21 protein-coding genes are annotated in these 25161 nt (G+C 71.6%); 9 read left to right on the plus strand and 12 right to left on the minus strand.

Annotated elements, in window-relative coordinates; translation table 11 throughout:
- Positions 1–6: 6 nt before the first annotated feature.
- The 5 genes from ADK67_RS39680 (at position 7) to ADK67_RS39700 (ending at position 7609) form a co-directional block, all read left to right on the plus strand.
- The gene (locus ADK67_RS39680) at positions 7–1137 is read left to right on the plus strand and encodes an FxsB family cyclophane-forming radical SAM/SPASM peptide maturase (RefSeq protein ID WP_197289832.1); all 1131 of its coding nucleotides are present in this window, start codon (positions 7–9) and stop codon (positions 1135–1137) included.
- On the plus strand, positions 1134–2279 hold the full coding sequence (locus ADK67_RS54895) for an HEXXH motif domain-containing protein (RefSeq protein ID WP_053721721.1): 1146 nt from the start codon (positions 1134–1136) through the stop codon (positions 2277–2279). The genes ADK67_RS39680 and ADK67_RS54895 overlap by 4 nt, the downstream gene beginning before the upstream one ends.
- A 337-nt stretch (positions 2280–2616) precedes the next feature.
- Positions 2617–6057 (plus strand): TM0106 family RecB-like putative nuclease, encoded by a 3441-nt coding sequence (locus ADK67_RS39690; RefSeq protein ID WP_157621392.1) that lies wholly within the window; start codon positions 2617–2619, stop codon positions 6055–6057.
- 130 nt (positions 6058–6187) lie between these two features.
- Positions 6188–6847 (plus strand): LPXTG cell wall anchor domain-containing protein, encoded by a 660-nt coding sequence (locus tag ADK67_RS51680; RefSeq protein ID WP_053721722.1) that lies wholly within the window; start codon positions 6188–6190, stop codon positions 6845–6847.
- 105 nt (positions 6848–6952) lie between these two features.
- On the plus strand, positions 6953–7609 hold the full coding sequence (locus ADK67_RS39700) for a hypothetical protein (RefSeq protein WP_053721723.1): 657 nt from the start codon (positions 6953–6955) through the stop codon (positions 7607–7609).
- A gap of 51 nt (positions 7610–7660) precedes the next feature.
- Here the strand turns inward: ADK67_RS39700 and ADK67_RS39705 are convergent, their stop codons facing one another.
- The 6 genes from ADK67_RS39705 to ADK67_RS39730 all read right to left on the minus strand — a co-directional run bounded on the left by ADK67_RS39705 (position 7661) and on the right by ADK67_RS39730 (position 14050).
- On the minus strand, positions 7661–8650 hold the full coding sequence (locus ADK67_RS39705) for a zinc-dependent alcohol dehydrogenase family protein (protein ID WP_053721724.1): 990 nt from the start codon (positions 8648–8650) through the stop codon (positions 7661–7663).
- On the minus strand, positions 8647–9447 hold the full coding sequence (locus ADK67_RS39710) for a carbohydrate ABC transporter permease (protein ID WP_053721725.1): 801 nt from the start codon (positions 9445–9447) through the stop codon (positions 8647–8649). Before ADK67_RS39710 ends, ADK67_RS39705 begins: the two co-directional genes overlap by 4 nt.
- Positions 9444–10391 (minus strand): carbohydrate ABC transporter permease, encoded by a 948-nt coding sequence (locus tag ADK67_RS39715; RefSeq protein ID WP_082404502.1) that lies wholly within the window; start codon positions 10389–10391, stop codon positions 9444–9446. The genes ADK67_RS39710 and ADK67_RS39715 overlap by 4 nt, the downstream gene beginning before the upstream one ends.
- Before the next feature lie 31 nt (positions 10392–10422).
- Complete coding sequence (locus ADK67_RS39720) at positions 10423–11766, minus strand: ABC transporter substrate-binding protein (protein ID WP_053721726.1); 1344 nt, start codon at positions 11764–11766, stop codon at positions 10423–10425.
- A gap of 69 nt (positions 11767–11835) precedes the next feature.
- Entirely contained in the window at positions 11836–12597 is a 762-nt protein-coding gene (locus ADK67_RS39725) for a DeoR/GlpR family DNA-binding transcription regulator (protein ID WP_053721727.1), read from the minus strand.
- 379 nt (positions 12598–12976) lie between these two features.
- The gene (locus tag ADK67_RS39730) at positions 12977–14050 is read right to left on the minus strand and encodes an alkene reductase (protein ID WP_053721728.1); all 1074 of its coding nucleotides are present in this window, start codon (positions 14048–14050) and stop codon (positions 12977–12979) included.
- A 140-nt stretch (positions 14051–14190) separates the two neighbouring features.
- On the opposite strand from ADK67_RS39730, the gene ADK67_RS39735 reads away from it, so the two are divergent.
- Complete coding sequence (locus ADK67_RS39735) at positions 14191–14655, plus strand: MarR family winged helix-turn-helix transcriptional regulator (protein WP_231648580.1); 465 nt, start codon at positions 14191–14193, stop codon at positions 14653–14655.
- Here ADK67_RS39735 and ADK67_RS39740 read toward each other — a convergent pair.
- From ADK67_RS39740 to ADK67_RS39765, 6 genes are all read right to left on the minus strand, one after another.
- The gene (locus tag ADK67_RS39740; protein WP_053721730.1) at positions 14639–16159 is read right to left on the minus strand and encodes a glycoside hydrolase family 13 protein; all 1521 of its coding nucleotides are present in this window, start codon (positions 16157–16159) and stop codon (positions 14639–14641) included. The genes ADK67_RS39735 and ADK67_RS39740 overlap by 17 nt on opposite strands.
- Positions 16160–16183: 24 nt before the next feature.
- Entirely contained in the window at positions 16184–17023 is an 840-nt protein-coding gene (locus ADK67_RS39745) for a carbohydrate ABC transporter permease (RefSeq protein WP_053721731.1), read from the minus strand.
- Positions 17020–17889 (minus strand): carbohydrate ABC transporter permease, encoded by an 870-nt coding sequence (locus ADK67_RS39750; RefSeq protein WP_053721732.1) that lies wholly within the window; start codon positions 17887–17889, stop codon positions 17020–17022. Before ADK67_RS39750 ends, ADK67_RS39745 begins: the two co-directional genes overlap by 4 nt.
- Positions 17889–19244 carry an ABC transporter substrate-binding protein gene (locus tag ADK67_RS39755; RefSeq protein ID WP_053721733.1) on the minus strand — a complete coding sequence of 452 codons (1356 nt, stop codon included), beginning with the start codon at positions 19242–19244 and terminating at the stop codon, positions 17889–17891. Before ADK67_RS39755 ends, ADK67_RS39750 begins: the two co-directional genes overlap by 1 nt.
- Before the next feature lie 355 nt (positions 19245–19599).
- Positions 19600–20601, minus strand: a complete 1002-nt coding sequence (locus ADK67_RS39760; RefSeq protein ID WP_053721734.1) for a LacI family DNA-binding transcriptional regulator — start codon at positions 20599–20601, stop codon at positions 19600–19602.
- The gene (locus ADK67_RS39765) at positions 20598–21140 is read right to left on the minus strand and encodes an enoyl-CoA hydratase/isomerase family protein (protein WP_053721735.1); all 543 of its coding nucleotides are present in this window, start codon (positions 21138–21140) and stop codon (positions 20598–20600) included. Before ADK67_RS39765 ends, ADK67_RS39760 begins: the two co-directional genes overlap by 4 nt.
- A gap of 80 nt (positions 21141–21220) precedes the next feature.
- Between ADK67_RS39765 and ADK67_RS39770 the strand changes: the two genes are divergently transcribed.
- The 3 genes from ADK67_RS39770 to ADK67_RS39780 all read left to right on the plus strand — a co-directional run bounded on the left by ADK67_RS39770 (position 21221) and on the right by ADK67_RS39780 (position 25075).
- A complete protein-coding gene (locus ADK67_RS39770; protein ID WP_157621394.1) occupies positions 21221–21769 on the plus strand; it encodes a hypothetical protein in 549 nt (182 codons plus the stop codon).
- A 151-nt stretch (positions 21770–21920) separates the two neighbouring features.
- The gene (locus ADK67_RS39775) at positions 21921–24866 is read left to right on the plus strand and encodes a type 2 lanthipeptide synthetase LanM family protein (RefSeq protein ID WP_053721737.1); all 2946 of its coding nucleotides are present in this window, start codon (positions 21921–21923) and stop codon (positions 24864–24866) included.
- The gene (locus ADK67_RS39780) at positions 24863–25075 is read left to right on the plus strand and encodes a hypothetical protein (RefSeq protein WP_053721738.1); all 213 of its coding nucleotides are present in this window, start codon (positions 24863–24865) and stop codon (positions 25073–25075) included. The genes ADK67_RS39775 and ADK67_RS39780 overlap by 4 nt, the downstream gene beginning before the upstream one ends.
- The last annotated feature ends 86 nt before the right edge of the window (positions 25076–25161 follow it).

A 25161-nucleotide genomic window follows, 5' to 3' on the forward strand; every position in this document is an offset into this window, starting at 1 on the left:
GGGACGGTGAACTCGGGGAATGGGTTGCCGTTCCGCCAGTTCGTGCTCAAGGTGCACAGCAGGTGCAACCTGGCGTGCGACTACTGCTACGTCTACGAACTGGCCGACCAGCGGTGGCGTTCCCGGCCGCGGGTGATGTCGCCGGAGATCGTCGCGCACACCGCCGAACGGGTGGCGGAACACGTGCGCGGGCACGGGTTGGCCGAAGTGGAAGTGGTGTTGCACGGCGGTGAGCCGCTGCTCGCCGGACGTGCCGCGATCGAGTCGCTGATCACGCGGTTCCGCTCGGTGGTGCCCGTGCCGGTTCGGTTCACCGTGCAGACGAACGCGACATTGCTCGACCGCGAATTCCTGGAGCTGTTCTCCGCGCGCGGTGTGCGGGTCGGCGTGAGCGTGGACGGCACACCGGAAGCGCACGACCGGCACCGCGTTCGGCCGGACGGCAGCGGCAGTTGGGCGGCGGTGCGGGCGGCGTTGACGTCACTGCGCGCGTCCCCGGCGGTGTACGGCGGTCTGCTGTGCGTGGTGGACGTGGAGGAAGACCCGGTGCGCGTCTACGAGTCGTTGCTGGAATTCTCGCCGCCCGCGGTGGATTTCCTGCTGCCGCACGGCAACTGGTCCACGCCGCCGCCGGGACGTGTGCCGGACCCGGTCCCGACGCCGTACGCGGAGTGGCTGATCGCCGTGTTCGACGTCTGGTACGACCGGCCGGTGACGCGCGTGCGGCTGTTCGAGGAGTTGCTGGCGGTGCTGCTGGGCGGGCGTTCCGGGGTGGAGGGGATCGGGTTGAGCCCGTCGGCCCAGGTGGTGGTGGAGACCGACGGCACGATCGAGGCGTCGGACATCCTGGCGTCGTCGTCGCCGGAGGCCTCGGCGACCGGGCTGCACGTGGCGCGCGACCCGTTCGACGCGGCGTTGGACCTGCCGGACGTGCGCGCCGGGCGTGCGGGGTTGGCCGGGTTGTCCGCCGAGTGCCGTCGGTGCCCGGTGGTGTCGGCGTGCGGCGGCGGGCTGCGGGCGCACCGGTTCCTGGAGGGCGCCGGGTTCGACCGGCCCTCGGTGTACTGCCCGGACCTGGTGCGGCTGATCGGGCACGTGCGGTCGCGCGTGGCGGCGGACCTGGCGGCGCTGGCGTGACGGTCGGGCCGTTCCGGGTTTCCGCCGCGGACTTCACCGCGCTCGCGCGCGGCGGGGGCGGTGCGGCGGTGCGCACGTTGCGGCTGGCGCGGCGCAGCCGGACGTTGCTGCTGATCAGGTCCATCGCGGCGGATCCGGCGGCGCGGGACGCGTTCGCGCTGCTGCGTGAGGCGGCGCGGGTGGCGCCGGAGGCGGTGGACCGGGTGCTGGACCACCCGTCCGTCGGCGCCTGGGCGACGCGGACCGCGTTGGCGGTGCGCCGGGGTGACGTGGCGCGGCCGGCGGAGCTGGCGTTCACGGCGGCCGCGGCGGCGGTGCGGGCCGGTGTGGCGGTGGACCTGGACTTCCCGCCGGTGGAGGTGTTCTCGCTGCCGTCGTTGGGTGTGGTGGTGGGGCCGGGGTTGGCTTACGAGCCGTTGCCGGAGATCCACCTGGACGGGCTGTCGCTCCAGGTGGACCTGTGGGCCGGCGGCGGTGTGCCGGACGAGCTGCCGGTGGCCGCTTCGGTCGACGTGCCGCGGTGGCGTGCCGCGGTTCGCGCCGCCTGGGACCTGCTCACGCGCGACCACCCCGACCTGGCCGCGGAGTTCGCCGAGGTCGTGTCGGTGCTGACGCCCATGCCGTCGTCGGCTTCCGGGACGAGCAGCGCGACCGTGGCCGACGCGTTCGGGTGCGTGTTCCTGTCGCCGACGCCGGACGCGGAGACGTTGGCCGTGACGCTGGCGCACGAGGCGCAGCACAGCAAGCTGGTGGCGTTGATGGACCTGTTCGCGCTGGTCAAGCCCGGCAGTGACGCCCTGTACTACGCGCCGTGGCGGGAAGACCCGCGGCCGGCGGCCGGTCTGCTGCACGGCACCTACGCGCACCTGGGCGTGGCGGGCTTCTGGCGTGCCCGCACCGGCCCGGCCGCGCGGGTCGAGTACGCGCGCTGGCGTTCAGCGGCCCTGATCACCGCCGAAGCCCTGCTGGCGGGCGACGAGCTGACCCCGACCGGCACCCGTTTCGTCACCGAGATGGCCACCGTCCTGCGCGCCTGGTGCGCCGAACCGCTCCCCCCGTCCGCCGAAGCCGTGGCCGCCGCCGAAGCCGCCACCCACCAGTCCCGCTGGCAAGCCGCCCACGGCCCCCTCCCCCAACCGTAGAACCCACCTGAACGTTGAACTCACCCTCCCCGAACGTAGGACTCTCACCCTCCGAACGTAGGACTCTCACCCTCCGAACGTAGGACTCTCGCGCTCTGAACGTTCGACACGCCTGTTCTGAGCGTTCGACACGCGCGAGAGTCCTACGTTCAGGACGCGCGTGTCCTACGTTCAGAACGCGCGAGTCCTACGCTCAGGTCGCGAGAGTCCTACGTTCAGGTTGGGTGAGTTCAACGCTCAGGACGCGGGACGTGGGCCGAGTGGCGGTTGACCCAGTACGGCGACTCGCCGTGCGCGGTCCGCCGGGTTGGCCGGTCCGGCCGCGATACTGCCCGCCATGCTCACCGCCGACGGCCACCTCGTGCACTCCCCGGCGGACCTGGTGGACCTGTTGGAGTGCGACCACCGCGCACGGCTCTCGCTGGCACTGGCCGTCGGCCTGCCCGACGCACCCGTGCCGGACCCCCAGCCGAACACCCTCGCCACCCGGCACGGCCACGCGCACGAGCAGGCCGTGCTGGCGAAGTTCCGCGCCGAGCACGACGTCGTCGAGATCCCCCAACCCGCGCCGACGCACGCGGCCCTCACCCGGGCCGCCGAGCTGACCGCACGGGCGATCGCGGACCGGGCGCCGGTGATCTACCAGGCCGTCTTCTACGCCGACGGCTTCCACGGCCGCGCCGACTTCCTCGTCGCCACCGACCGCGGCTACGAGCCGCACGACGCCAAGCTCGCCCGGCACGCCACCCCGGCCGCCGTCGTCCAGCTCACCGCCTACGCCAACGCGCTGAACGACCACGCCGGCCCCGCCATGCACCTCCTGCTCGGCGACGGCACCACCAAGACGTTCCAGGTCGCCGACTTCCTCCCGCTGGTCCGCGACCTCCAGACCCGCCTCACCACCCGCCTCGCCGCACCGGCCTCCCTGCCCGAACGCCTCTGGGACGACGAACGCCCGGCGTGCGCCACCTGCCGGTTCGGCAGGCACTGCGCCACCGGCCGGGAAGCCGACCGCGACCTGTCGCTGGTCGCCGGCATCCGCACCGACCAGCGCCGCAAGCTCGTCGCCGCCGGCCTCGGCACCATCGACGCCCTCGCCAACGCCACCCGCACCGACCGTCCCACGACGATGTCCGCCACCACGTTCACCGGCCTGCGCGCCCAGGCCGCGCTCCAGGTGATCCAGGACCACTCCCGCACCGAGGACAACCCGATCGGCAAGGTCGCCTTCGAGGTCGTCGCGCCGGAAGCCCTGGCCACGCTGCCCGTGCCCAGCACCGGCGACCTGTTCTTCGACATGGAGGGCGACCCGTTCGCCCTCAACGGCGAGGGCCTGGAGTACCTGTTCGGCGTGGTCGACGTCAACGAGCGCTTCACGCCGTTCTGGGCGCACACCCGCCCGCAGGAGAAGGCCGCGTTCGAGCGGTTCGTCGACCACGCCACGAAAGCGCTGGAAGATCACCCGGAAGCGCACATCTACCACTACGCGCCGTACGAGGTGAACGCGCTCAAGAAGCTCGCCGCCCTGCACGGCACGCGTGAGGACGCCGTCGACCACCTGCTGCGCTCCGGCGCGCTGGTCGACCTCTACGCCGTCGTGCGCAAGGCCCTGCGCGTGTCCCAGCGGTCGTACTCGATCAAGTACCTGGAACCGCTCTACATGCCGGACGCACGCGCGGGCGAGGTGACCACGGCCGTCTCCAGCATCGAGGCGTACGAGGAGTTCCTGGCGCTCCGAGACGCCGACCCGGCACGGGCCGAGGACGTGCTCACCGGCATCGCCGACTACAACACCTACGACTGCGTCTCCACGCTGCGGCTCTACCGGTTCCTGCTGGAGGTGCGCGCGGAGGCGGGCATCGAGCCGCACGTGCCGGAGCCGTCGTTCACCGAGGAGATCGAGGACGAGCTCGCCGCCCAACGCCGGGCCGAACGCGCCGAACGCCTCGCCGCCGTGGTCGACCCGCTGCTGGCCGGTCTGCCGGACAACCCGGCCGACGCGACCGACGACGAACGCGCGCGGGCGCTGCTCGCCGCCGCCGTCGGCTACCACCGGCGCGAGACGAACCCGGCGTGGTGGGACTTCTTCCGCCAGATGGCGGCGCCGCTGTCGGAGCTGGAGTCCGACAGCGCGTGCGCGGTGCCGGTGTCGGTGCGGGCGCAGGACTGGGCGATGCCGTCGGGGCGGGTCCGCAAGGCCAAGCGGGAGGTGCGGGTGTGGTGCGACCCGGACCGGCCGCACCCGTTCGCGAAGGGCGACCAGGTCCGCCTGCTCTACCCGGGCAAGCCCGCGAACGTCACCCGTGACGCCGTGGTGCTCGCCGAGTCGGCCGAGGACATGGTCGTGCTGGAGAGCGTCGCGCCCGACGACGTGCACGGTGAGCAGCCGATCGCGGTGCTGCCCGGCAGCCCGGTCCGACCCACGCCCAAGGACGAGGCGGTGTACGACCTGGCGCGGGCGGTCGTCGACGAACTGCCGACGCTGCCACCGCACCCCGGCATCGACCTGATCCGCCGCACGCCGCCGCGGCTGAGGACGGGTGCGCTGCCCCGGGGCGACGACCTGATCGCGGACGTGATCGCGGCGGTGGACGCGCTGGACGGCTCCACGCTCGCCGTGCAGGGCCCGCCCGGCGCGGGCAAGACGTACCTGGCGGGACGGCTGATCGCGCACCTGATCCGCGGCGGTCGCAGCGTCGGCGTGACGTCGACCAGCCACAAGGCGGTGGAGAACGTGCTGAGCGCGGCCTTGGCGGCGGGCCGCGAGCTGGGCGTGCCGATCCCGACGGCCAAGCGCGCGAAGGGCGCGCCCGCGAAGGACTGCTCGTGGGAGCAGCCCCGCGACAACCCCGCGCTGGTGCGGTGGCGCAACGACCAGGGCGGCGGGCACCTGGTCGGCGGCACGGCGTGGACGTTCGCCAACACGGCGTTGCGCGAGCAGCCGTTCGACGTGCTGATCGTGGACGAGGCCGGGCAGTTCGCGCTGGCCGACGCACTGGCCGTGTCGACGTGCGCGCGGAACCTGGTGCTGCTGGGCGATCCGCAGCAGTTGCCGCAGGTCGTGCAGGGCACGCACCCGGCGGGCGCGGAGGCGTCGGCGTTGGGGCACCTGATCGGCGACGCGGACGTGATCCCGCCGGAGCTGGGCTACTTCCTGGACCAGACGCGGCGCATGCACCCGGCCGTGTGCGCGCCGGTGTCGAACCTGTCCTACGCCGGGCTGCTGCACGCGCACCCCAGTGCCGCCGCGCGCGGGATCGACGGCGTGCCGTCGGGCGTGTACGTGCACTCGGTGCCGCACTCGCACAACACCACGTCGTCCATCGAGGAGGCGAACGCGGTGGTGGGCGTGGTGCGGTCGCTGATGGGTCGCCTGTGGACGGACGGGCCGGACGCGCGCGCCCTGGACGATTCGGACATCCTGGTGGTGGCGCCGTACAACCTGCAGGTGCGCCTGGTGCGGCGCGAGTTGGAGAAGCACGGCTACGAGCACGTGCGGGTCGGGACCGTGGACCGGTTCCAGGGCCAGGAGGCGCCCGTGGTGATCACCACGATGACGTCGTCGGCGGCCGTCGACCTGCCGCGCGGGCTGGACTTCCTGTTGTCCCGCAACCGGTTGAACGTCGCGCTGTCACGGGCGCAGGCCGTGGCGGTCGTGGTGTGCTCGCCGAGGTTGGTGGAGGCCGACATCCGCGACGTCGACCAGCTCCGCCTGGTCTCGGGGATGATCGGGCTGATGGCCGACGCCGAGCGGTGGGCCGTCGAGGCCGACGCCTGACGTCACGGCGGGTCGTCGCCGTTTCGGGTGTCACCCGAATTGACCAGGCTCCGATGTGAACACTTGGCCCGCGGCGTCCGTATAGGGGTGTGCGTTCCCCGCCGCGCCACCGCCGTTCACAGGAGCCACCATGCCGTTCGCACGGGCCGTCCGGGCATCACTCTGCGTCGCGGCGGCCGTCGCTGCCGCAGGCCTGCTGGCCGCCGTCCCCGCCTCCGCGCACACCCCGTCGCTCAAGTCCGGGTGCGTCGACGGCAACGCCGTGCTCACCGTCGGGCTCACCCGGTACGACGGCCGCCGGTCCAATTCGGTCACCGTCGCGGACAACGGGCGGGCGGTCGAGGACAGGCCGTTCCGGGAGTCGTTCCACAAGTCCTACAGCGAGCCCGGGACCGTCGAGCACGTCTTCACCGTCACCGTGCGCGCGTGGGACGACCCGCGGTGGGCGCGCGGCTGGTCGTTCAGCAGGACGCTGACCGTGCCCGCGTGCGTGACGCCGCCGACGACGACCACCACCACCACGGTCCCCGTCACCACCACCACGCCGGTCACGACTACGACTCCCATCGAAACGACCACGACCGTCACCACCACGACGACCACCACCACCACGCCGTTGACGTTCGACTGGCCCACCACGCAACGGAAAGCGGCCGTGGTGCCCGCCGCGAACGACCGGGGTCTGCCGGACACCGGCGCGAACGTGACCGTCCCGCTGGTACTCGGCGTGCTGCTGCTCAGCGGCGGGGTCGTGGTGCTCTTCGTCCTCCGGCGACGGCTCCGCCGCTAGGTCACGGTTTCACGCAAAGTAGTTACCGAACCCCGGATCGTGTTGTTACCAACCCCCCGATAGTGTGGCGCGGTTCTCCTCAGCCCTTCCCTCAGGAGCCCTCACATGCAGTTCGCCAGAGCCGGCGCCCTGGTCGGCGCCGCAGTCGCCGCCATCGCCGCGACCGTCTTCGCCGCCGTCCCCGCCTCCGCGCACACCCCCGAACTGGTCGCGAAGTGCGAGGACGGCAAGACCAGCCTCAGCGTGAAGCTCGCGGCCTACGCCGAGAGCACTGCGCAGAAGACCAACCACATCAAGGTCGTCCTTGATGGCACGGAAGAGCTGGAGAACAAGGACTTCGGCCGGTCCTTCGAGGGCTCGTACTCCACCAGCGGCGACGTCGAGCGCGAGTTCGTCGTCGAAGTGACCGCCTACGACGACTCCCGGTTCTCCTTCAAGGAGACGAAGACCGTCAAGGCGTGCGTCGTGCCGCCGACCACGACCACCACTACGACGACGACCACCACCACGACCACCACGACTGACGCCACGCCGACGACCGGCGTCACGACCGGACCGCCCTCGGACACCACCGACGCCCCGGCGCCGACCACCACCACGACCACGACGACGGCCCCCGCGGTCGTGCCGGTGGCCGACGCGGGTGACGGCCTGGCCGACACGGGTGCGAGCATCGCGATCCCGCTGGTCATCGGCGTCGTGCTGCTCGGCGGTGGCGCGGCCCTGCTGATCGTGCTGCGCCGGCGCGCGGCGAACGACTAGCACCGACCGCCTCGGCCCCGGTCACGACCACGTGACCGGGGCCGAGCCGTGCTACGGCAGCACCTGGATCTTGCGGCCCTGCCCCGCCCGGAACCGCCCCAGCGCCGAGGCGTAGTCCGCCAGCGGCAGGCGGTCGCTGATGAACACCTCCGGGTCGAGCACGCCGGTGGCGAACAGGTCGGCCGCGCGTTCGAACGAGTGCAGCACCGCCATCGAACCGGTGATCGTGATCTCCTGGTTGTAGATGCGGTACGGGTCGATGGTCACCCGCGCCGCGTAGTCGGAGACGCCGAACTGCAGGAACGTGCCGCCCTTCGCGACCCGGCCCAGCCCGTCCTGGATGGCCTTCTCGTTGCCGGTGGCGTCGATGACGACGTCCCACCCCTGAGGCCGGTCCAGCTCGTCGGGCGACGTCGCGGTGGCCGTGACGCCGAGCAGCTCGGCCGTGGCCAGGCGGTCCGGGTTGAGGTCGACCACCTCGATGGACGACGCGCCGGTGAGCTTGCCGAGCTGCAGCATCATCAGGCCCATCGTGCCCGAGCCGTAGATCAGCACCCGGCTCGCCAACCGCGAGCGCAGCACGTCGTAACCGCGCACCGCGCACGACAGCGGCTCGATCAGCGCGGCGTCCTCGGTGCGCACCTGGTCGGGCAGCTTCACGCAGTTCGCCACGGGCGCCAGCGCGTACTCGGCCGCGCCGCCGCCGGTCGTGACGCCGATCGCGGCCCACCGCTCGCACAGGTTGTTGCGCCCGGACCGGCACATGCGGCACTCGTGGCAGTACAGCGAGGGGTCCACCGCGACCCGGTCGCCGACCGCCAGCTCGGTGACGTCCGCCCCGAGCTCGACGACCACGCCCGCGAACTCGTGCCCCGGCACGACCGGCAGCGTCGGCGCGAACTCGCCCTGCAGGATGTGCAGGTCGGTGCCGCACAGCCCGCACGCCGCGACGTCCACGACGACCTGGCGCGGGCCGGGCGCCGGGTCCGGCACCTCGGCGACCTCCACCGCGCCGACCCCGGTGATCACGGCTGCTTTCACTTCACGGCTCCCAGCGAGAGGCCCTGGACCAGCTTGTCCTGGGCGGCGAACCCGGCGACGAGCACCGGCAGCGACACCACCACGGCGGCGGCGCACACCTTGGCCAGGAACAGGCCCTGGCTGGTGACGAACCCGGTGAGGTAGACCGGCGCGGTGCCCGCGACCACGCCGGTCAGCACCCGGGCGAACAGCAGCTCGTTCCAGCTGAAGATGAAGCAGATCAACGAGGTCGCGGCGATGCCGGGCATGGCGACCGGCGCGACGACCCGGCGCAGCGTGGTGACCAGGCCCGCGCCGTCGAGCGCGGCGGCCTCCAGGATCTCGCCCGGCACCTCGGCCAGGAACGACCGCATCAGCCACACCGCGATCGGCAGGTTCATCGACGTGTAGAGCACGACCAGGAACGAGATGTTGTCGAGCATCCCGGTGTACTGGGCGACCAGGTAGATCGGCAGCAGACCGGCCACGACGGGCAGCATCTTGGTGGACAGGAAGAAGAACAGCACGTCCGACCACTTCTCGACCTTCTTGATCGAGAGCGCGTACGCCGCCGGGATCGCCAGCAGCAGCACCAGCACCGTCGAGCCGATCGACGCGCTCAGCGAGTTGATCAGCGGCGGCCACGGGTCCGAGTCGAAGAACTCGGCGTAGCTGTCGAACGTGATCGGCGCGGCCAGGGACGGCGGGTTGGTCGCCGCGTCCGACTCGCTGTGCAGGGAGGTGAGCACCATCCAGGCCACCGGCGCGAAGAACAGCAGGCCCGCCGCCCACGCGGCCAGGCCGAGCAACCGCCTCATGCCCTCACCTCTTCACGCAGCAACGACGACACCACGCGCAACGCGAACGTGGCGATGACGATCGAGCCGACGACCACCACCACGCCCGCGGCGGACGCCTGGCCGTAGTCGTGCGCCTGGTAGAACGTCTGGTAGATCGTGTACGGCAGGTTGGCCGTGCCGAGGCCGCCGGACGTGATGGTGAAGACGGCGTCGAAGTTCTGCACGACGTAGATCGAGCCGAGCAGCGCGCCCAGCTCCAGGTACTGCCGCAGGTGCGGCAGCGTGAGGTAGCGGAACACCTGCCACGCCGTGGCGCCGTCGATGCGCGCGGCCTCCACCGCGTCCTGCGGGCGGCTCTGCAGGCCCGCCAACAGGATCAGCATCATGAACGGCGTCCACTGCCACACCAGCGACGCCTCCACCGCGAGCAGCGGCATCCCGCTGATCCACTCCGGCTGCGGCGCGTCGTCGCCGAACAACCACGTCAGCACACCGTTGAGCAGGCCGTACTCGGGGTTGTAGAGCGCGTGCTTCCACAGCAGCGCGGCGGCGACCGGCACCACCAGGAACGGCGCGATGAGCATCGTGCGCACGACACCGCGGCCGGCGAACTTCCGGTCGAGCAGCAGGGCCAGCCCCAGCCCGAGGACCAGGCTGACGAGCACCACGGTCGCGGTGAGCAGGGCCGTGACGCCGATGGCGCTGCGCAGGTCCGGGTCGGTGAACACGGCGGCGTAGTTGTCCAAGCCGGCAAACCCGCGGTCGGCCGGGTCCAGCGAGTTCCACCGCATCAGCGAGATCACCAGCGTGGCGACGAACGGCAGCTGCGTGACCACGATCGTGAAGATCAGGGCGGGCAGGAGCGGGGCGCGCCGGGCCCAGCGCGCCGCCGCCGCCAACTGCCCCGTCCGCGCCGGTGGCGTGGGTTCGGCCTGCGTCGGGGCCTCGCGCACGGCGGTCACCGGGTCCTCCCGATGGGGGTCGGGTTCGCCATCACTTCCCCCGGTACTTCTCGGCGACGGTCTCGGCCAGTGCCTGGCTCTCGTCCAGCGCGGCGTCCACCGTGGTGGAGCCCGCGATGGCCGCACTCACCTTCTGCGACACCTGCGTGCCGAGGTCGGTGAACTCCGGGATGCCGACGAACTGGATGCCGCTCGCGGGCCGGGGCTGCACGCCGGGGTCGGTGGGCTTGGCGCCCGCGATGGCCGCCTCCGCCTGCTTGGCGAACGAACCGCCCGCGGCCAGGTACTCGGGCCGCTGGTAGGTCGACTTCCGCTTGCCGTCGGGCAGCTTCGACCAGCCGAGCGTCTTGCCGACCAGCTCCTCGTAGCCCTTGCCGGACGCCCACGACACGAACTTCCACGCGTTGTCGGCGTTCTTGCTCGCCTTCTGGATGCCGAACGCCCACGTGTACAGCCAGGCCGAACTCTCCGTCTTCACGACCGGCGCCTGGGCGAAGCCCAGCTTGCCCTTCACCGGCGAGTCGTCGGCCTCCAGCAGCCCGGCGGCGACCGTGGCGTCGTACCACATGGCGACCTTGCCCTGGGTCATGTTGTTCAGGCACTCGGCGAACCCGGCCTGCGGCGCGCCCGCCTCGCCGTGCGCGCGGACCAGGTCCACATAGAACTTCGTGGCCTCCTTGAACTCCGGCGCGTTCAGCTGTGCCTGCCAGTCCTTCGTGAACCACGTGCCGCCGAACGTGTTGACCACCGTGGTCAACGGCGCCATCAGCTGGCCCCAGCCGGGCTGGCCGCGCAGGCAGATGCCCTTCATGCCGGGCTGCGCGCCGTCGACCTGGGCGGCGATCTCGGCGACCTGCTGCCACGTGGGCTTCTCGGGCATGGTCAGGCCCTTGGCGTCCAGCACGTCCTTGCGGTACATGAGGAACGACGACTCGCCGTAGAACGGCTGGGCGTACACCTTGCCGTCGGCGGCGGTCAGTGACTGGCGGATCGGTTCGAGGACGTCGTCCTGGTCGAAGCCGGTGTCCTTGGCGACGTAGTCGTCCAGCGGGGTGAGCCAGCCGTTCTTGGCGTAGATCGGCGTCTCGTAGTTGCTGATCGTGGCCACGTCGTACTGGCCCGCCTGGCTGGAGAAGTCCTGGCTGATCTTGTCGCGGACGTCGTTCTCGGGCAGCACGGTGAAGTTGACCGTGATGCCGGTGTCCTTGGTGAAGTTGTCCGCGGTGAGCTTCTGCAGGTCCTGCAGCTGCGGGTTGTTCACCATCAGGACGTTGATCGAGTTCTCGGCGCCGCCGCCCCCGCCGCCCGCGCCGGCGCACGCGGTCGTGGCCAGGAGCACCGCGGCCAGCAGGCCGCCATACCGCAATGACTTCATCGTCTTGCCTTCCTTAGGGCGAGCGGAACCAGGCCCCTGGTGCTGCGGGGCCGCTGCGTGGGGTTGGGGTCAGGCCCGGACGACCTTCGGTCCGAGCAGGGCGTAGCGGTGCGCCTCGCCCGCGGGCAGCACGGAGTCGGTGACGACCGCCTCCAGGTCGGCGATGCCGCCGAACCGGTGGAAGCTCGACACGCCGAACTTCGTGTGCACGCCGACGAAGATCCGCCTGCGGGCCGAGGCCAGGGCCTGCGCCTTGACCGCGCCCACCGCCGGGTCCGGCGTGGTGAGGCCGTGCTCGCGGGAGATGCCGTTCGCCCCGATGTAGGCGAGGTCGATCACCATCTCCGCGAGCATCCGCGTGGCCCAGTGGTCGACGGTCGCCAGCGTCCGGCCGCGCACCCGTCCGCCGAGCAGCAGCACGGTCGCGGACGGCACTTCCGACAGCACGGCGGCGGTGGGCAGGGACGCGGTGATCACCGTCAACGGCCTGCCGGTGGGCAGGGCCTCGGCGACCAGCTGGGGTGTGTAGCCCTCGTCGATGAACACCGTCTCGGCGTCACCGAGCCGGTCCGCGGCGGCCCGGGCGATGCGCCGCTTCTCCGGCACCATCGACGCGGACCGGAACTTCAGCCCGGTCTCGTACCCGGCGCTCTCGACCGGGAACGCGCCGCCGTGCGTGCGGCGGACCAGGCCGTGCTCGTCCAGCAGGCGCAGGTCGCGCCGCACGGTCTCCTGCGCGACCTCCAGCTCGGCCGCGATCTCGGCCACGTCGACCCGGCCGTCCGCCCGGGCACGGGCCAGGATGCGGCGCTTGCGCTCGTCCGCACGCACGTCGCCTCCCTGCCCGCTCGGACCGTCGCTGCCCGTTCGGGCCGCGCATTAGGTGTAACACCGTCGAATTGGTGTGGCCAGCGCCACAGCCGGGTGAAGGATGCCCGAGTCTCGACCGGTTTGCCTGACCGAACACACACGATCGGGTGGATCTGTGCCCGAACGGGCCCGACTTTCTGCCCGTTCACACCCCGCTCAACGCCACGAGGCCCCCGAGTTTTGCGCAACTCGGGGGCCTCGCCTCGTCCTGAGCGTTGAACTCGCGCTACCTGACCGTTCGACACGCCCGTTCCGAACGTAGGACACGCGCGAGAGTCCTACCTTCACACCGCGCGTGTCCTACGTTCAGAACGCGTGAATTCAACGCTCAGGACGGCGGTCAGGCGTTCACGCTGGTCAGCGCCGGGTAGTCGATGTAGCCCTGCTCCGCCCCGCCGAAGAACGTCGACTGGTCCGGCGCGTTGAACGGGCCGCCGTTCGCCAAGCGGACGGGCAGGTCCGGGTTGGCCAGGAACATCGCGCCGAAGCTCAACGCGTCCGCGACGCCGTCGTCCAGCAGCGGCAGGTGGTCCGGGCCGGTCACGCCGTCCGGCGTGTGCGGGTTGAGGATCAGCACGCCGGAGAACCGCTTGCGCAGCTCCAACGTCAGCGCCCGCTCACCCATCTCGCCGATGTGCAGGTACGCCAGGCCGAGCGGGTCGATCGCGTCGACCAGGGCCGGGTACAGCTCCTCGGTCGTCTCCTCGGCGATGTCGTTGTACGAGTTGGCCGGGGAGATCCTCAGGCCGACGCGGTGGGCGCCGATCGCCTCGGACGTGGCCCGGACGACCTCGACCACGAACCGGATGCGGTTCTCCACCGAGCCGCCCCACTCGTCGTCACGCAGGTTGGTGTTGTCGGCCAGGAACTGGTGCAGCAGGTAGCCGTTGGCGCCGTGCAGCTCGATCCCGTCGAACCCGGCGTCGATCGCGTTGCGCGCGGCGGTGGCGAAGTCGGCGACGGTGGCCTCGATCTCGGCCGGGCTCAGCTCGACCGGGGTGACGAGGTCGGTCATCCCCTCGCCCGTGTACAGCTGCCCCGCCGCACGCACCGGGGACGCGCCGACGGGGTGCAGGTCGCCGGGCAGCAGGCTCGGGTGGCCGATCCGACCGGCGTGCATGAGCTGCGCGAAGATCCGCCCGCCCGCCGCGTGCACCGCGTCCGTGACGCCGCGCCAGCCCTCGACCTGCTCGTCGGAGTGCAGCCCCGGCGTGTGCGGGTAGCCCTGGCCGACCGCGGACGGCTGGATGCCCTCGGTGATGATCAACCCGGCACCGGCCCGCTGGGCGTAGTACTCGGCCATCACCGGCGTCGGCACCGTGTCGTACGCGCGGCTGCGGGTCATCGGCGACATCACGATCCGGTTGGCCAGCTCGGTGCCGCCGAGGTCGAGCGGCTGGAACGCGGTGCTCATGTCTTCCTCCAGGTTGCCGTCTTTACCTGTCCGAACAGTAATCCGAGTTCGGAAGATTCCCGAAAGCCAACGTGACGACCGTCACCCCGCACGGCGGTTAAACTCGAAGCATGGCCACGACAGGACAAAATCCCACGTCAGTGCCGGTTCCACAGGTCGCCGAGCACGGGCGGGTCAGCCACGCCATCTTCCGCGTGGCCCGGCTGCACCGCCTGCGCGCGAATCAGCTGCTCAGGCAGGCAGGTCTGCATCCGGGCCAGGAGTTGGTGATGATGTACCTCTGGGACTGCGGCCCGCGGCGGCTGACCGAGCTGAGCGCGGTGCTGGACGCGGACTCGCCGACGATGACCCGGACCGTGCAGCGGCTGGAACGCGCGGGCTTCGTGCGCCGCTCCCCCGACCCGACCGACGGCCGCGCCGTGCTCGTCGAGCCGACCGCCGCCAGCCAGGCGCTGCGGCACGAGGTCGAGCGCATGTGGCGCGAGTTGGAGGAGGCCACGCTCGGCGACATGGACGAGGACCAGCAGGCCGAGACCCTGAGGGTGCTCGGCCTGCTGGAGTGCAACCTGGTGGCTCGGACCGGTCGGGTCAGCGAGCGGTCCTGATCCAGGCCGCGGTGTCCGGCGGCACGGCGCCGTCCACGAGAGGCCCGCTGGCCAGCAGCACGGCGTCGTGCGCGGGCAGCGCGACCGGTTCGGCGGACAGGTTGAGCACGCAGGCGAAGTCGTCGCCGCGGCGGAACGCGACCACGCCCGGCCCGAGGTCCAGCCACTCCATCGGCCCGTCGCCCAACGCCCGCTCCGACCGCCGCAACGCCAGCACGGCGCGGTAGTGCGCGAGCATCGAGTCGGGCACACCGTGCTGCGCGGCCACCGACAATGACCGCCAACGCTCCGGCCGCGGCAGCCACGACGGACCGTCGTCACCCCACGGGATCGGCACCCGGCACCCGTCACGGCCGCGGTCCGTGTGGCCGGAACGCACCCACACCGGGTCCTCGCGCAGCTCGTCGGGCAGGTCGTCCACCTCCTCCAGCCCCAGCTCCTCCCCCTGGTAGACGTAGACGCAGCCGGGCAGCGCGGTGGTCAGCATGATCGCCGCACGCGCGCGCTTCGTGCCCAGCTCCAGGTCCGTCGGCGTCAGGTGCTGCCGCCGGCCGAAGTCGAACGACGTGTCCTCCCGACCCATCCGCGACACGTGCCGCGTCACGTCGTGGTTGGACAGCACCCAGGTCGGCGGCGCACCCACCGGCGCGTGCGCGGCCAACGTGCCGTCGATGACCCGCCGCAGCTCGCCGGGCTCCCACGGGCAGCACAGGAAGTCGAAGTTGAACGCCGAGTGCAGCTCGTCGGCACGCAGGTAGCGGGCGAACCGCTCCGGGTCGGGCAACCACATCTCGCCGACGAACACCCGCTCGTCCGGGTACTCGTCCAGCACCTCCCGCCACGAGCGGTAGATGTCGTGCACGCCGTCCTGGTCGGAGTACGGCAGCTCGGCGTCCGGCCGGGAGAAGTCCTTGACCAGGCCGTCGGCGACGTCGATCCGGAACCCGTCGACGCCCCGGTCCAGCCAGAACCGCAGGATCGACTCGAACTCGGCCCGCACCTCCGGGTTGGTCCAGTTCAGGTCGGGCTGCTCCGGGCTGTACAGGTGCAGGTACCACGAGCCGTCCGGTGCCTGCGACCACGCCGGCCCGCCGAACCGCGACCGCCAGTCGTTCGGCGGCTCGTCGCCCTCGTGGAACCAGAACCGGTCACGCCCCTTGCCCCGCAACGCCTCCTGGAACCACGGGTGCTGGTCGGAGCAGTGGTTGGGCACGATGTCGATGATCACCCGCAAGCCGACCGCGTGCGCCTCGCCGATCAGCTTCTCCGCCTCGACCAGCGTGCCGAACACCGGCTCGATGTCGCGGTAGTCGGCGACGTCGTAGCCGCCGTCGGCCAACGGCGACGGGTACCAGGGGCTGAGCCAGATCGCGTCCACACCCAACTCGGCGAGGTACGGGAGCTTCTGGCGCAACCCCGCCAGATCCCCGATCCCGTCGCCGTTGCCGTCGGCGAAGCTGCGCGGGTACACCTGGTAGATGGCCGCACCGCGCCACCAGTTCATGTGGATCCTCCCTCGGTAATGGCGTCAGCCCTTCACGCTGCCGGCGGTGAGTCCCGCCAGGACGTGCCGCTGGAACACCAGGAACAGGCCGATCATCGGCACGCTGGACAGCACGAGTCCGGCCAGCAGCAGGTTGACCGGTGTGTCGGGGGCGAAGCGCTGCAACGCGACGCTGAGCGTCTGCCGCGCCGGGTCGGAGAACACCAGCAGCGGCCAGATGAAGTCCTTCCACGCGGCCACGACCGCGAAGATGGACACCACCGCCAGGATCGGCCGGGACAGCGGCAGCACGATCCGCCACAGCATCGTGAGCTGGCCGGCGCCGTCGATCCGCGCCGCCTCCAGCACCTCCGCGGGCAACTGGTCGAAGAACCGCTTGAGCAGGAACACCGTGAACGCGTTGGCCGCGCCGAGCAGCCACAGCGCCAACGGGTTGTTGAGCAGCCCGAGGTCGGCGATCGTCAGGTAGGTCGGCACGAGCAGCACCGCGGCGGGCATCATCAGGGTCAGCAGCATCATGCCGAGGATCCCCTTGCCCAGCACGGGTTTGAGCCGCGACAGCGCGTACGCCGCGGGCACGTCGACCGCGAGCTGCACCGCCCACACCCCCACCGCGACGACGATCGTGTTGAGGAAGTACCGGCCGAGGTCCATCAGCTCCCACGCCTCGGCGTACGTGCCGGGCGTCCACGTCCGCGGCAGGACCGTCGGCGGCACGCGGGCCAGCTCCACGGCCGGTTTCATGGCCGAGAGCACGACCCACACCAGCGGCACCACGAAGACCGCGGTGAGGACGACGGTCGTGATCACGAGCGCGATCTTGTAGCCGACACCGGCGCGTCCCGGCGCGATCAGCGTCCTCACGCGTCCGCCTTCCGCGTCACCCGCAGGTACAGCGCGGTGAACGCGCCGAGCACCAGCAGCAGCAACAGGCTCAGGGCACTCGCGGTGCCGAAGTCGTTGTAGTAGAAGGCGTACCGGTACAGCAGGAGCAGCACGGTGACCGTGGAGTCCTCCGGTCCGCCGCCGGTCATCACGTACGGCTCGGTGAACACCTGCATCGTCGCCACGACCTGGAGCAGCAGCAGCACCAGCAGCACGAACCGGGTCTGCGGCACCGTGACGTGCCACAGCCTGCGCAACACGTTCGCGCCGTCCAGCTCGGCCGCCTCGTACAGGTCGCCGGGGATGCTCTGCAACGCGGCCAGGTAGATCAGCGTGGCGGTGCCCAGGTTCGCCCAGGTCGCCACGATCACCAGCGACAGCATCGAGGTGTCGGCGCTGTCCAGCCAGGCCGCCCCCGGCAGCCCGAGCCCGCGCAACGCGGAGTTGAGCAGGCCCGGACCGGGGTCGTACAGCCACTTCCAGATCAGCGCCGCCACCACCGGCGGCAGCATCACGGGCAAGTACACGATGAGCCGGAAGTACGCCTTGAAGTGCCGCAGCTCGTTGAGCACGACCGCGAGCAGGAACGGCACCACGAAGCCGAACACCAGCGCCAGCGCGGTGAACAGCAGGGTGTTGCGCCACGCCGTGGCGAACAGGGGGTCGGCGAAGAGGCGTTCGAAGTTCTCCCAGCCGACCCACGCGGGCTCGGTGACGAAGTCGACCTGCTGGAAGCCGAGCACCGCCCCACGCGCGATGGGGTACCAGGAGAACACCGCGAAGCAGACCAGCGCGGCGGACAGGAACCCGTACGCGGTCAGGTTCTCCGCGACGCGGCGGCGCATCACTTGACCTGGGCCAGGACGGGGTTCACCTTGGCTTCCGCGTCGGACAGGAGCTTGCTGACGTCCGCGTCGCGGTCGGTGAGCACGGCCTGCATGACGTTGTCGAGGATCGCGTACACCTGCTGGGCGTTCGGCGGCTCGATCCGCCCCTTCGGCGTGGCGTCCACGTAGGACTTGAAGTTCGCCACCGGCACCGTGGCCAGGCTCTCCTTGAGCCGGGTCTGCTCGGCGGCGATGTCACCGGTCCAGACGTCGGCGACCGGCGGCACGGGCAGGCCGATGGGCTGGCCCTGCTCCTTGTACCGCTGGAGGTTCTTCTCGAACCGGTCCGGGTTGAGGTACTTCCACTGGATCCACTTCAGGCCGGCCTTGATCTTCTCCGGCGCCGCCTTCGGGTTGAGCATGTAGCCCTCGCCGCCGATGAGCGTGCCCTCGCCGTCCGGGATGCCGGTCAGGCCGTAGTTGGCGTAGTCGCCCTTGAACTGGTTGACCAGGGTCGGCACGTTGTCCGGCGCGGCCAGGTACATGCCGAGCTGGCCGGCGCCCATCATCTGCTGGACGTCCTCGATGACGAGCAGCTGCTTCTCGCCCATCGTGTTGTCGGTCCAGCGCATGTCCTTGAGGTGCTGGAGTACCTCGCGGCCCTGGTCGTTGTTGAAGTCGGCGACCCACTTGTCACCGTCCTGGCGGGCGACCTGGCCGCCGACGGAGTACAGCCACGCGGTGAAGTGCCAGCCGCCCTGGTTGTTCTTGCTGTACTCGGCGAAGCCGACCTTGCCGTCGCCGAGCGCGGTGATCTTCTTGGCGGCCTCGCGGACCTCGTCCCACGTCTTCGGCGGCTGGTCGGGGTTCAGGCCCGCCTGGGTGAACAGCGCGCGGTTGTAGAGCAGGCCCATCGAGTAGTTGGCGGTCGGGACGCCGTAGACCTTGCCGTCCTTGCTGAAGACGTCACGCAACTCTTGGCGGAGGGCGTCGTAGTGCGGGACGTCCTTGACGTAGTCGGTGATGTCCGCGGCCTGCTTGCGGGCGATGAGGTTCGCCGGGTCGGTGAAGTAGGCGTAGAAGACGTCCTCGAGCTGGCCGCCGGCGAGCTTCGCGGAGAACGTCTTGGGGTCCATGAACCCCTCGTGCGGCTCGATGTCGATGTCCGGGTTGGCGGCCTCGAACTCGGCGACGTCCTCGTCGAAGACCTTGCGGTCGAACGGCTGGGTCTGCGGCGGCTGGCCGTTGACCGAGATCGTGACCTTGCCGCCGGCGGCGCCGGTCTCGTCGGCTTGCGAGCACGCGACGGCGGTGAGGCTCAGGCTGCCTGCCAGCAGCAACCCCGCCGCTCTGCGGAGGCTGGATGAGTTCATGGGGGCGGACCCTCCTCGGGTGTGGTGTGGCGCATACGCTAAATCTCCCGCACACCGTCCCGCAAGATGTCTACGAAAACTCGCAACTTCCCGACATCAACTCGTAAGCACCCCGCGCCCTCCTCTCACAAAAAAACCGCCTGCCCACGGGGGGCAGACGGCGAGCACGCGCGTGTCGAACCTTCAGGTCCCGCGTGTCCTACGTTCAGAACGCGCGTGTCCTACGTTCGCGTACCCCGAGTTCAACGCTCAGAACAGTCGATCTTGTTCTGAACGTTCAACTCGCGTGTTCTGAACGTAGGACACGCGCGACGCGAACGTGGGACACGCGCGACCTGAAGGTTCGACACGCTGGTCAGCGGGGGGCGGGGGCGGTGGAGGAGCGGACGACCAGTTCCGGTTCGAAGAGGAGTTCCTCGTCGGGGACCGGGGTGCCGGCGATCTGGTTCGCCAGGAGTTCGACGGCGGCGCGGCCCATGGCCTCGATCGGCTGGCGGACCGTGGTCAGCGGCGGCTCGGTGCACGTCATGAGCGGCGAGTCGTCGTAGCCGACCACCGACACGTCGTGCGGCACCTTGAGCCCGTGCCGACGCACGGCGCGCACGGCGCCCAACGCCAGCGGATCCGAGGCGCACACGATCGCGGTGACGCCGCGGTGCAGCAGGCGCGTGGTGGCGGCCTGCCCGCCCTCCAGCGAGAACATCGCGTGCTCCTCGAACAGCTCCACCCCCGCCGCCGACGCGCACGAGACCAGCGCGGTCAGCTTGCGCCGCGACGGCATGTGGTCCGACGGCCCGAGCACCGCCCCGATCCGCGTGTGCCCCAACGCCACCAGGTGCCCGAACGCCTGCTCGACCGCCACCGCGTCGTCGCACGACACCCGCGGGAAGCCGAGGTCGTCGATGGCGGCGTTCACCAGCACCGCGGGCAGCTTGCGCCGCGTCATCTGCCGGTAGTGCTCGTGCGACGCGTCCGCCTGCGCGTACTGCCCGCCGGCGAACACCACCCCGGACACGTGCTGCTCGAACAGCAGCTCCAGGTAGTCCGCCTCGGTCACGCCGCCCGCCGTGCGGGTGCACAGCACCGGCGTGAAGCCGCGCTGCGCGAGGGCGTTGCCGACCACGTCGGCGAACGCGGGGAAGATCGGGTTCTGCAGCTCCGGCAGCACCAGCCCGACCAGGCGGGCACGTTCGCCGCGCAGCTGCGTCGGCCGTTCGTACCCGAGCACGTCCAGCGCGGTGAGCACGGCCGAGCGCGTCGCGTCGGACACCCCCGGCTTGCCGTTGAGCACCCGGCTGACCGTCGCCTCGCTCACGCCGACCTTCGCGGCCACTTCCGCCAACCGCCGTTGCGTCATGGAGCAACTATACGGCAGGACTTACGTTCCGCTTGCGTTGACTTGCACTCGTTTGCGAGTTCCACCGCCGCCCGCAACACGGAGCGCCGCGGCACGACCCGGTCGACCAGCCCGGTGCGCAACGCCTCGTCGGCGGTCACGCGCCGTGCCACCAACACCCGACCGCCGGTCACCCGACCGCCCGTCACCCACCCGAGACCACCGTCGGCGGCCAGCACCCGCAGGTCGCACGCCATGGCCAGCTCCGCCGCCTCGCCGGACGGGCTGCCGCCGATCGCCGCGACCACCGGCACGGGCAGGTTCGCCACCTCGTCGCGCACGCCGCGCAACGACGCCGCCACCGCCTCCCGCTGCGCCACCGACCCCCGGACCAGCCGCTCGGTGTCGGCGGCGCACAGGCCGGGGTCGACCAGCAGCACGACGGCACGGGCACTGGCCACCACGGGCAGCAGCGCGCGCACGTCGGACAGGACGGTGTCCGACGGCTCGTCGATCCGGATGACCGCGATCCCGCCGGAGACATCGAGTGAGACGGTCATGAGCGGCCATCGTGGCCGACGGTTCCCCCGGTTGTCATGTTCCACCCCACTATCGGGTGGCGGCGGGGTACAAATCCCCTGTGAAGCGGTGGGTGGTGGCAGTGGCGCTGGTCGGCCTGACCGGGTGCGCGGTGCCCGTGACGGGACAGCCGACGCCCGGCCCGACGTCGTCGGTCGCCGGGGCCGAGCCCGAGGTCGTGCGCTGGATGAACAACTTCTGCGGCGTGGCGAAGTACATGATCGCCTCGGGCGGCGTGTCGTTCGACCAGACGCAGACCGACCCGGTCGAGGCGAAGAAGTCGGTCAGCGACTCGCTCGGCCGCGTGATCGACGTGCTCGACGTCGTCCTGCACGACCTGGACGAGCTGACCCCGGCGCCGACGCCCGCCGCCGACACCGCGGTCGAGGTCATCAGCGAGCCGCTGACCAGGGCGCGGGACAAGTTCGTCTCCGCCAAGTCGACGGTCGACTCGGCGGCGGAGCTGACCACCGACGTGTTCTCCACCGTCATCCAGGACATGACCGAGGCCGTCACGGTGATGAACGAGGCCGTGGAGAAGATGGCCGTGGTCTCGCTGCCGGACGAGTTCCGCGACGCCGCGGGCCAGGCCGAGAACTGCGCGACCTAGCCCCACACCGTCCGTTCACCTGCCCGCAGTGTGCTGGTGACCTGCGACGGAGGCGGTTTCCGCACATGTGCGGCCTCGTGCGCCCACACCCGCAAATCTGGGGGCAGTGCCCCCATGTGCGCCGCGGCACGCCCGTGACACGTTGTGCGGCGTGTTCCCCTCCGCCGTAGACCGGCCGCCCGCAGCGTGGTGGCTCAGCGGTGTGCGCGGGAACCCCCAAGAGCTGGTCGTCCCTCGTGGACGGCCCTCATGGGCCGCGTTCGTGGAACGCGCCACCACGACCGCGGCCCGTGCAGACTTCACCGGCGACAACCCGGACGCGCTCGACGAAGGCGAAGCCGAAGCCGACAACCCGGCCGAGGCGTTCGCGTTCGCGCTGAGACCCCTGGTGCGCGCGGCCGTCGCCCTCGACCCGCGGCTGGACGCCGACTTCGCCCGCGCGCTGGGCAAGCGGCTGGCCCGGATCGCCGCACGCACGCTCGTGCTGGAGCTGAACCTCGACCGGGTCGGCGGGCGGCTGGTCGGCGACACGCCGCGGGAGCGGTTCGCCGACTTCGTCCGGCACGTCGACCTGCCCGCGCTGTTCGCCCGGTACCCGGTGCTGGCCCGGCTGCTCGGCCAGGCCTGCCTGCACGCGGTCGAGGCGCACGGCGAGCTGCTGGACCGGTTCGCCGCCGACCGGCCGGAGATCGTGCGGACCCTGCTCGACGGCCGCGACCCCGGCCCGCTCGCGCACGTGGAGACGGGTCGGGGCGACCCGCACGCGCGGGGCCGTTCGGTGGCCGTGCTGACCTTCGCCGACGGCCGCCGGGTGGTCTACAAGCCGCGGACCGTGGCGTTGCACCAGGCGTTCGCGGACCTGGTGACCTGGTTCGACGGGCACACCGGCCTGGACCTGCGGCTGCCGCGCGCCCTCGCCGGGCCCGGGCACGGGTGGCTGGAGTTCGTCGAGCACCGCCCGTGCGCGGACGTCACCGAGGTCGGTCGGTTCTACCAGCGGCTCGGCGCGCTGATCGCGCTGCTGTACGCGGTGGACGGCACGGACATGCACTACGAGAACCTGATCGCGGCGGCCGACCAGCCGGTGCTCGTGGACGTGGAGACGTTGTTCCACCCCACGGTCGGCGCACCGGCGGACCCGGCGGTCCGGGCGCTGGCCCGGTCCGTGCACCGCACCGCCGTGCTGCCCCGCGTGCTGCTGGGCGAGCACGGCGCGCTGGACGTCGGCGGCATGGGCGGTGGCCAAGGCGGCCTCGACGGCCACACCGACCGCCCACCGACCGAGGGCGTGGCGTGGCTGCACCCCGGCACCGACCGGATGCGCCTGGTGCGCAGGCCCGCGCCGCTGCCGCCCGCGCACAACCGGCCCGTGGTCAACGGGCGCGAGGCCGAGCCCGCCGACTACCAGGGCGCGCTGCTGGCCGGGTTCCGGATCGGCTACGACGCCCTCTACGACCACCGCGCCGAACTGCTCGGCCCGAACGGGCTGCTGCGCGGCTTCGCCGACCTGCCGGTGCGGTTCGTGCCGCGGATGACCCAGCTGTACGTGACGCTGCTGGACGAGTCGACGCACCCGGACGCGGTGCGCGGCGCGTCGGCCCGCCAGGACATCCTCGACCTGCTGTGGGACGACTCGGCCGACGACGACGTGGCGCGCGCCCTGGTGCCGCACGAGATGCGCGACCTGTGGGCGGGCGACGTGCCGCTGTTCACCACCCGGCCGGGCAGCCGCGACGTGTGGACCTCGACCGGGCAGCGGCTGCCGGACCTGCTGCCGTCGTCCGCGCTGGACGCCGTCACGGCCAAGGTCGCCGCGCTGGACGAGGTGGACAAGCACGACCAGCAGTGGCTGATCAGCGCCGGGCTGGCGAGCAGGCCGCGCCCGGTCGACCACCGCACGGGCCGCGGTGTCGCCGCGCCGGTGGAGGCGGGCATCCCCGATCCGCAACGGCTGCTGGTCGCCGCGTGCGGCATCGCCGACGAAGTGCTGGCGCACGCCACGACCGCCGACGGCCGGGTCAACTGGGTCGGTTTGGAGCTGGTCGACGACCGGCACTGGGCGGTCGCTCCGATGGGCGCGGGCCTGTCCAACGGCTACACCGGCGTCGCGCTGTTCCTGGCGCAGCTGGGCAAGCTCACCGGGGCCGCCCGGTACACCGAGTACGCGCGGGACGCGCTGCGGCCGATCCCCGGCCTGCTGGCCGCGTTCGCCGAGGACGCCGAGCTGGCCGCGGCCGTCGGCAGCGGGGCGTTCCACGGGCTGGGCGGCATCTCCTACGCCTTGGCACGGCTGGCGAACCTGCTCGACGACCGCGAGATCGACGACTGGCTGCGTGCCGCCGTGCGGATCGCGTCGGACGTCGAGCAGGTCGGCGAGGACCCGGCCAACGTGGTCGAGGGGTGGGCGGGCGGCCTGGCCGCGATGCTGGCGGTGCGGGCGGAGAGCGGACTGCCCGCCGCCGGGGCGCTGGCCCGCGCCTACGCCGACCGGCTGCTCACGGCCACTCCCGGCGGCGACGGTTTCGCCCGCGGCCGGGCGGGCGTCGGCTGGGCGTTGCTGCGCTACGCGCGCGCCGCGGCCGACCAGCGCTACGGTGTGGTCGGCCGCGCGAACCTGCGGGCCGACCAAGCGCTGCGGCAACGCCTGCTCGACGTGACCGAGGCGGACCACAGCTGGTGCTCCGGGCTCTCCGGCGCGGTGCTCGCGCACTGCGCGCACCCGGACCAGCCGGTCGACGCGCACACCCTGCACCTCGACCGGTGCCTGAACGCCTTGGCGGTGCACGAACCGTTGCGAGACCTGAGCCTGTGCCACGGTGAGCTGGGCGTGATCGAGGCCCTGACCGTCCTCGCGGAACGCGGGCACGGTCTGGCCGCGGCCATGCAGACCCGGCGCGCGGGACTGGTCCTCGGCGCGCTCGACCAGTACGGAGCGCGCTGCGGCACGCCCGGTGGCGTGCCGTCGGCCGGTCTGCTCACCGGGCTGTCCGGCATCGGGTACGGCTTGCTCCGCCTGGGTTTCCCCGAGCAGGTGCCATCGGTGCTCCTGCTCGGATCAACGCACGACATCCACCCCCTCGAGGAGAACACCCGATGAACGACGCCAACCGCGACGAGGTCACCACCTGGAGCGAAGACCAGGACGGCGATCACCCCGCCGGGGAGATGGCGCTGTCCCGCAAGGCCAAGGCAGGCGCCCGCGCCCGCGCGCTGGCCGGCCTGACCCTGGCCGTCGGCGCGTACGCCGCGGTCGCCGTCGGCGAGAGCACCATGACCACGGTGAGCGCGCCGGGACTGCCCCTGTAACCAGGCTTCGCCCCGCCGCCGGACTGCCCGCCCACACTGGGGGTGCGGGCAGTTTGGCATGCGGCCGATCGGCTTGACTAAGGTCG

Origin of the sequence: Saccharothrix sp. NRRL B-16348, assembly GCF_001280085.1 — a bacterium.
Lineage (GTDB): Bacteria > Actinomycetota > Actinomycetes > Mycobacteriales > Pseudonocardiaceae > Actinosynnema.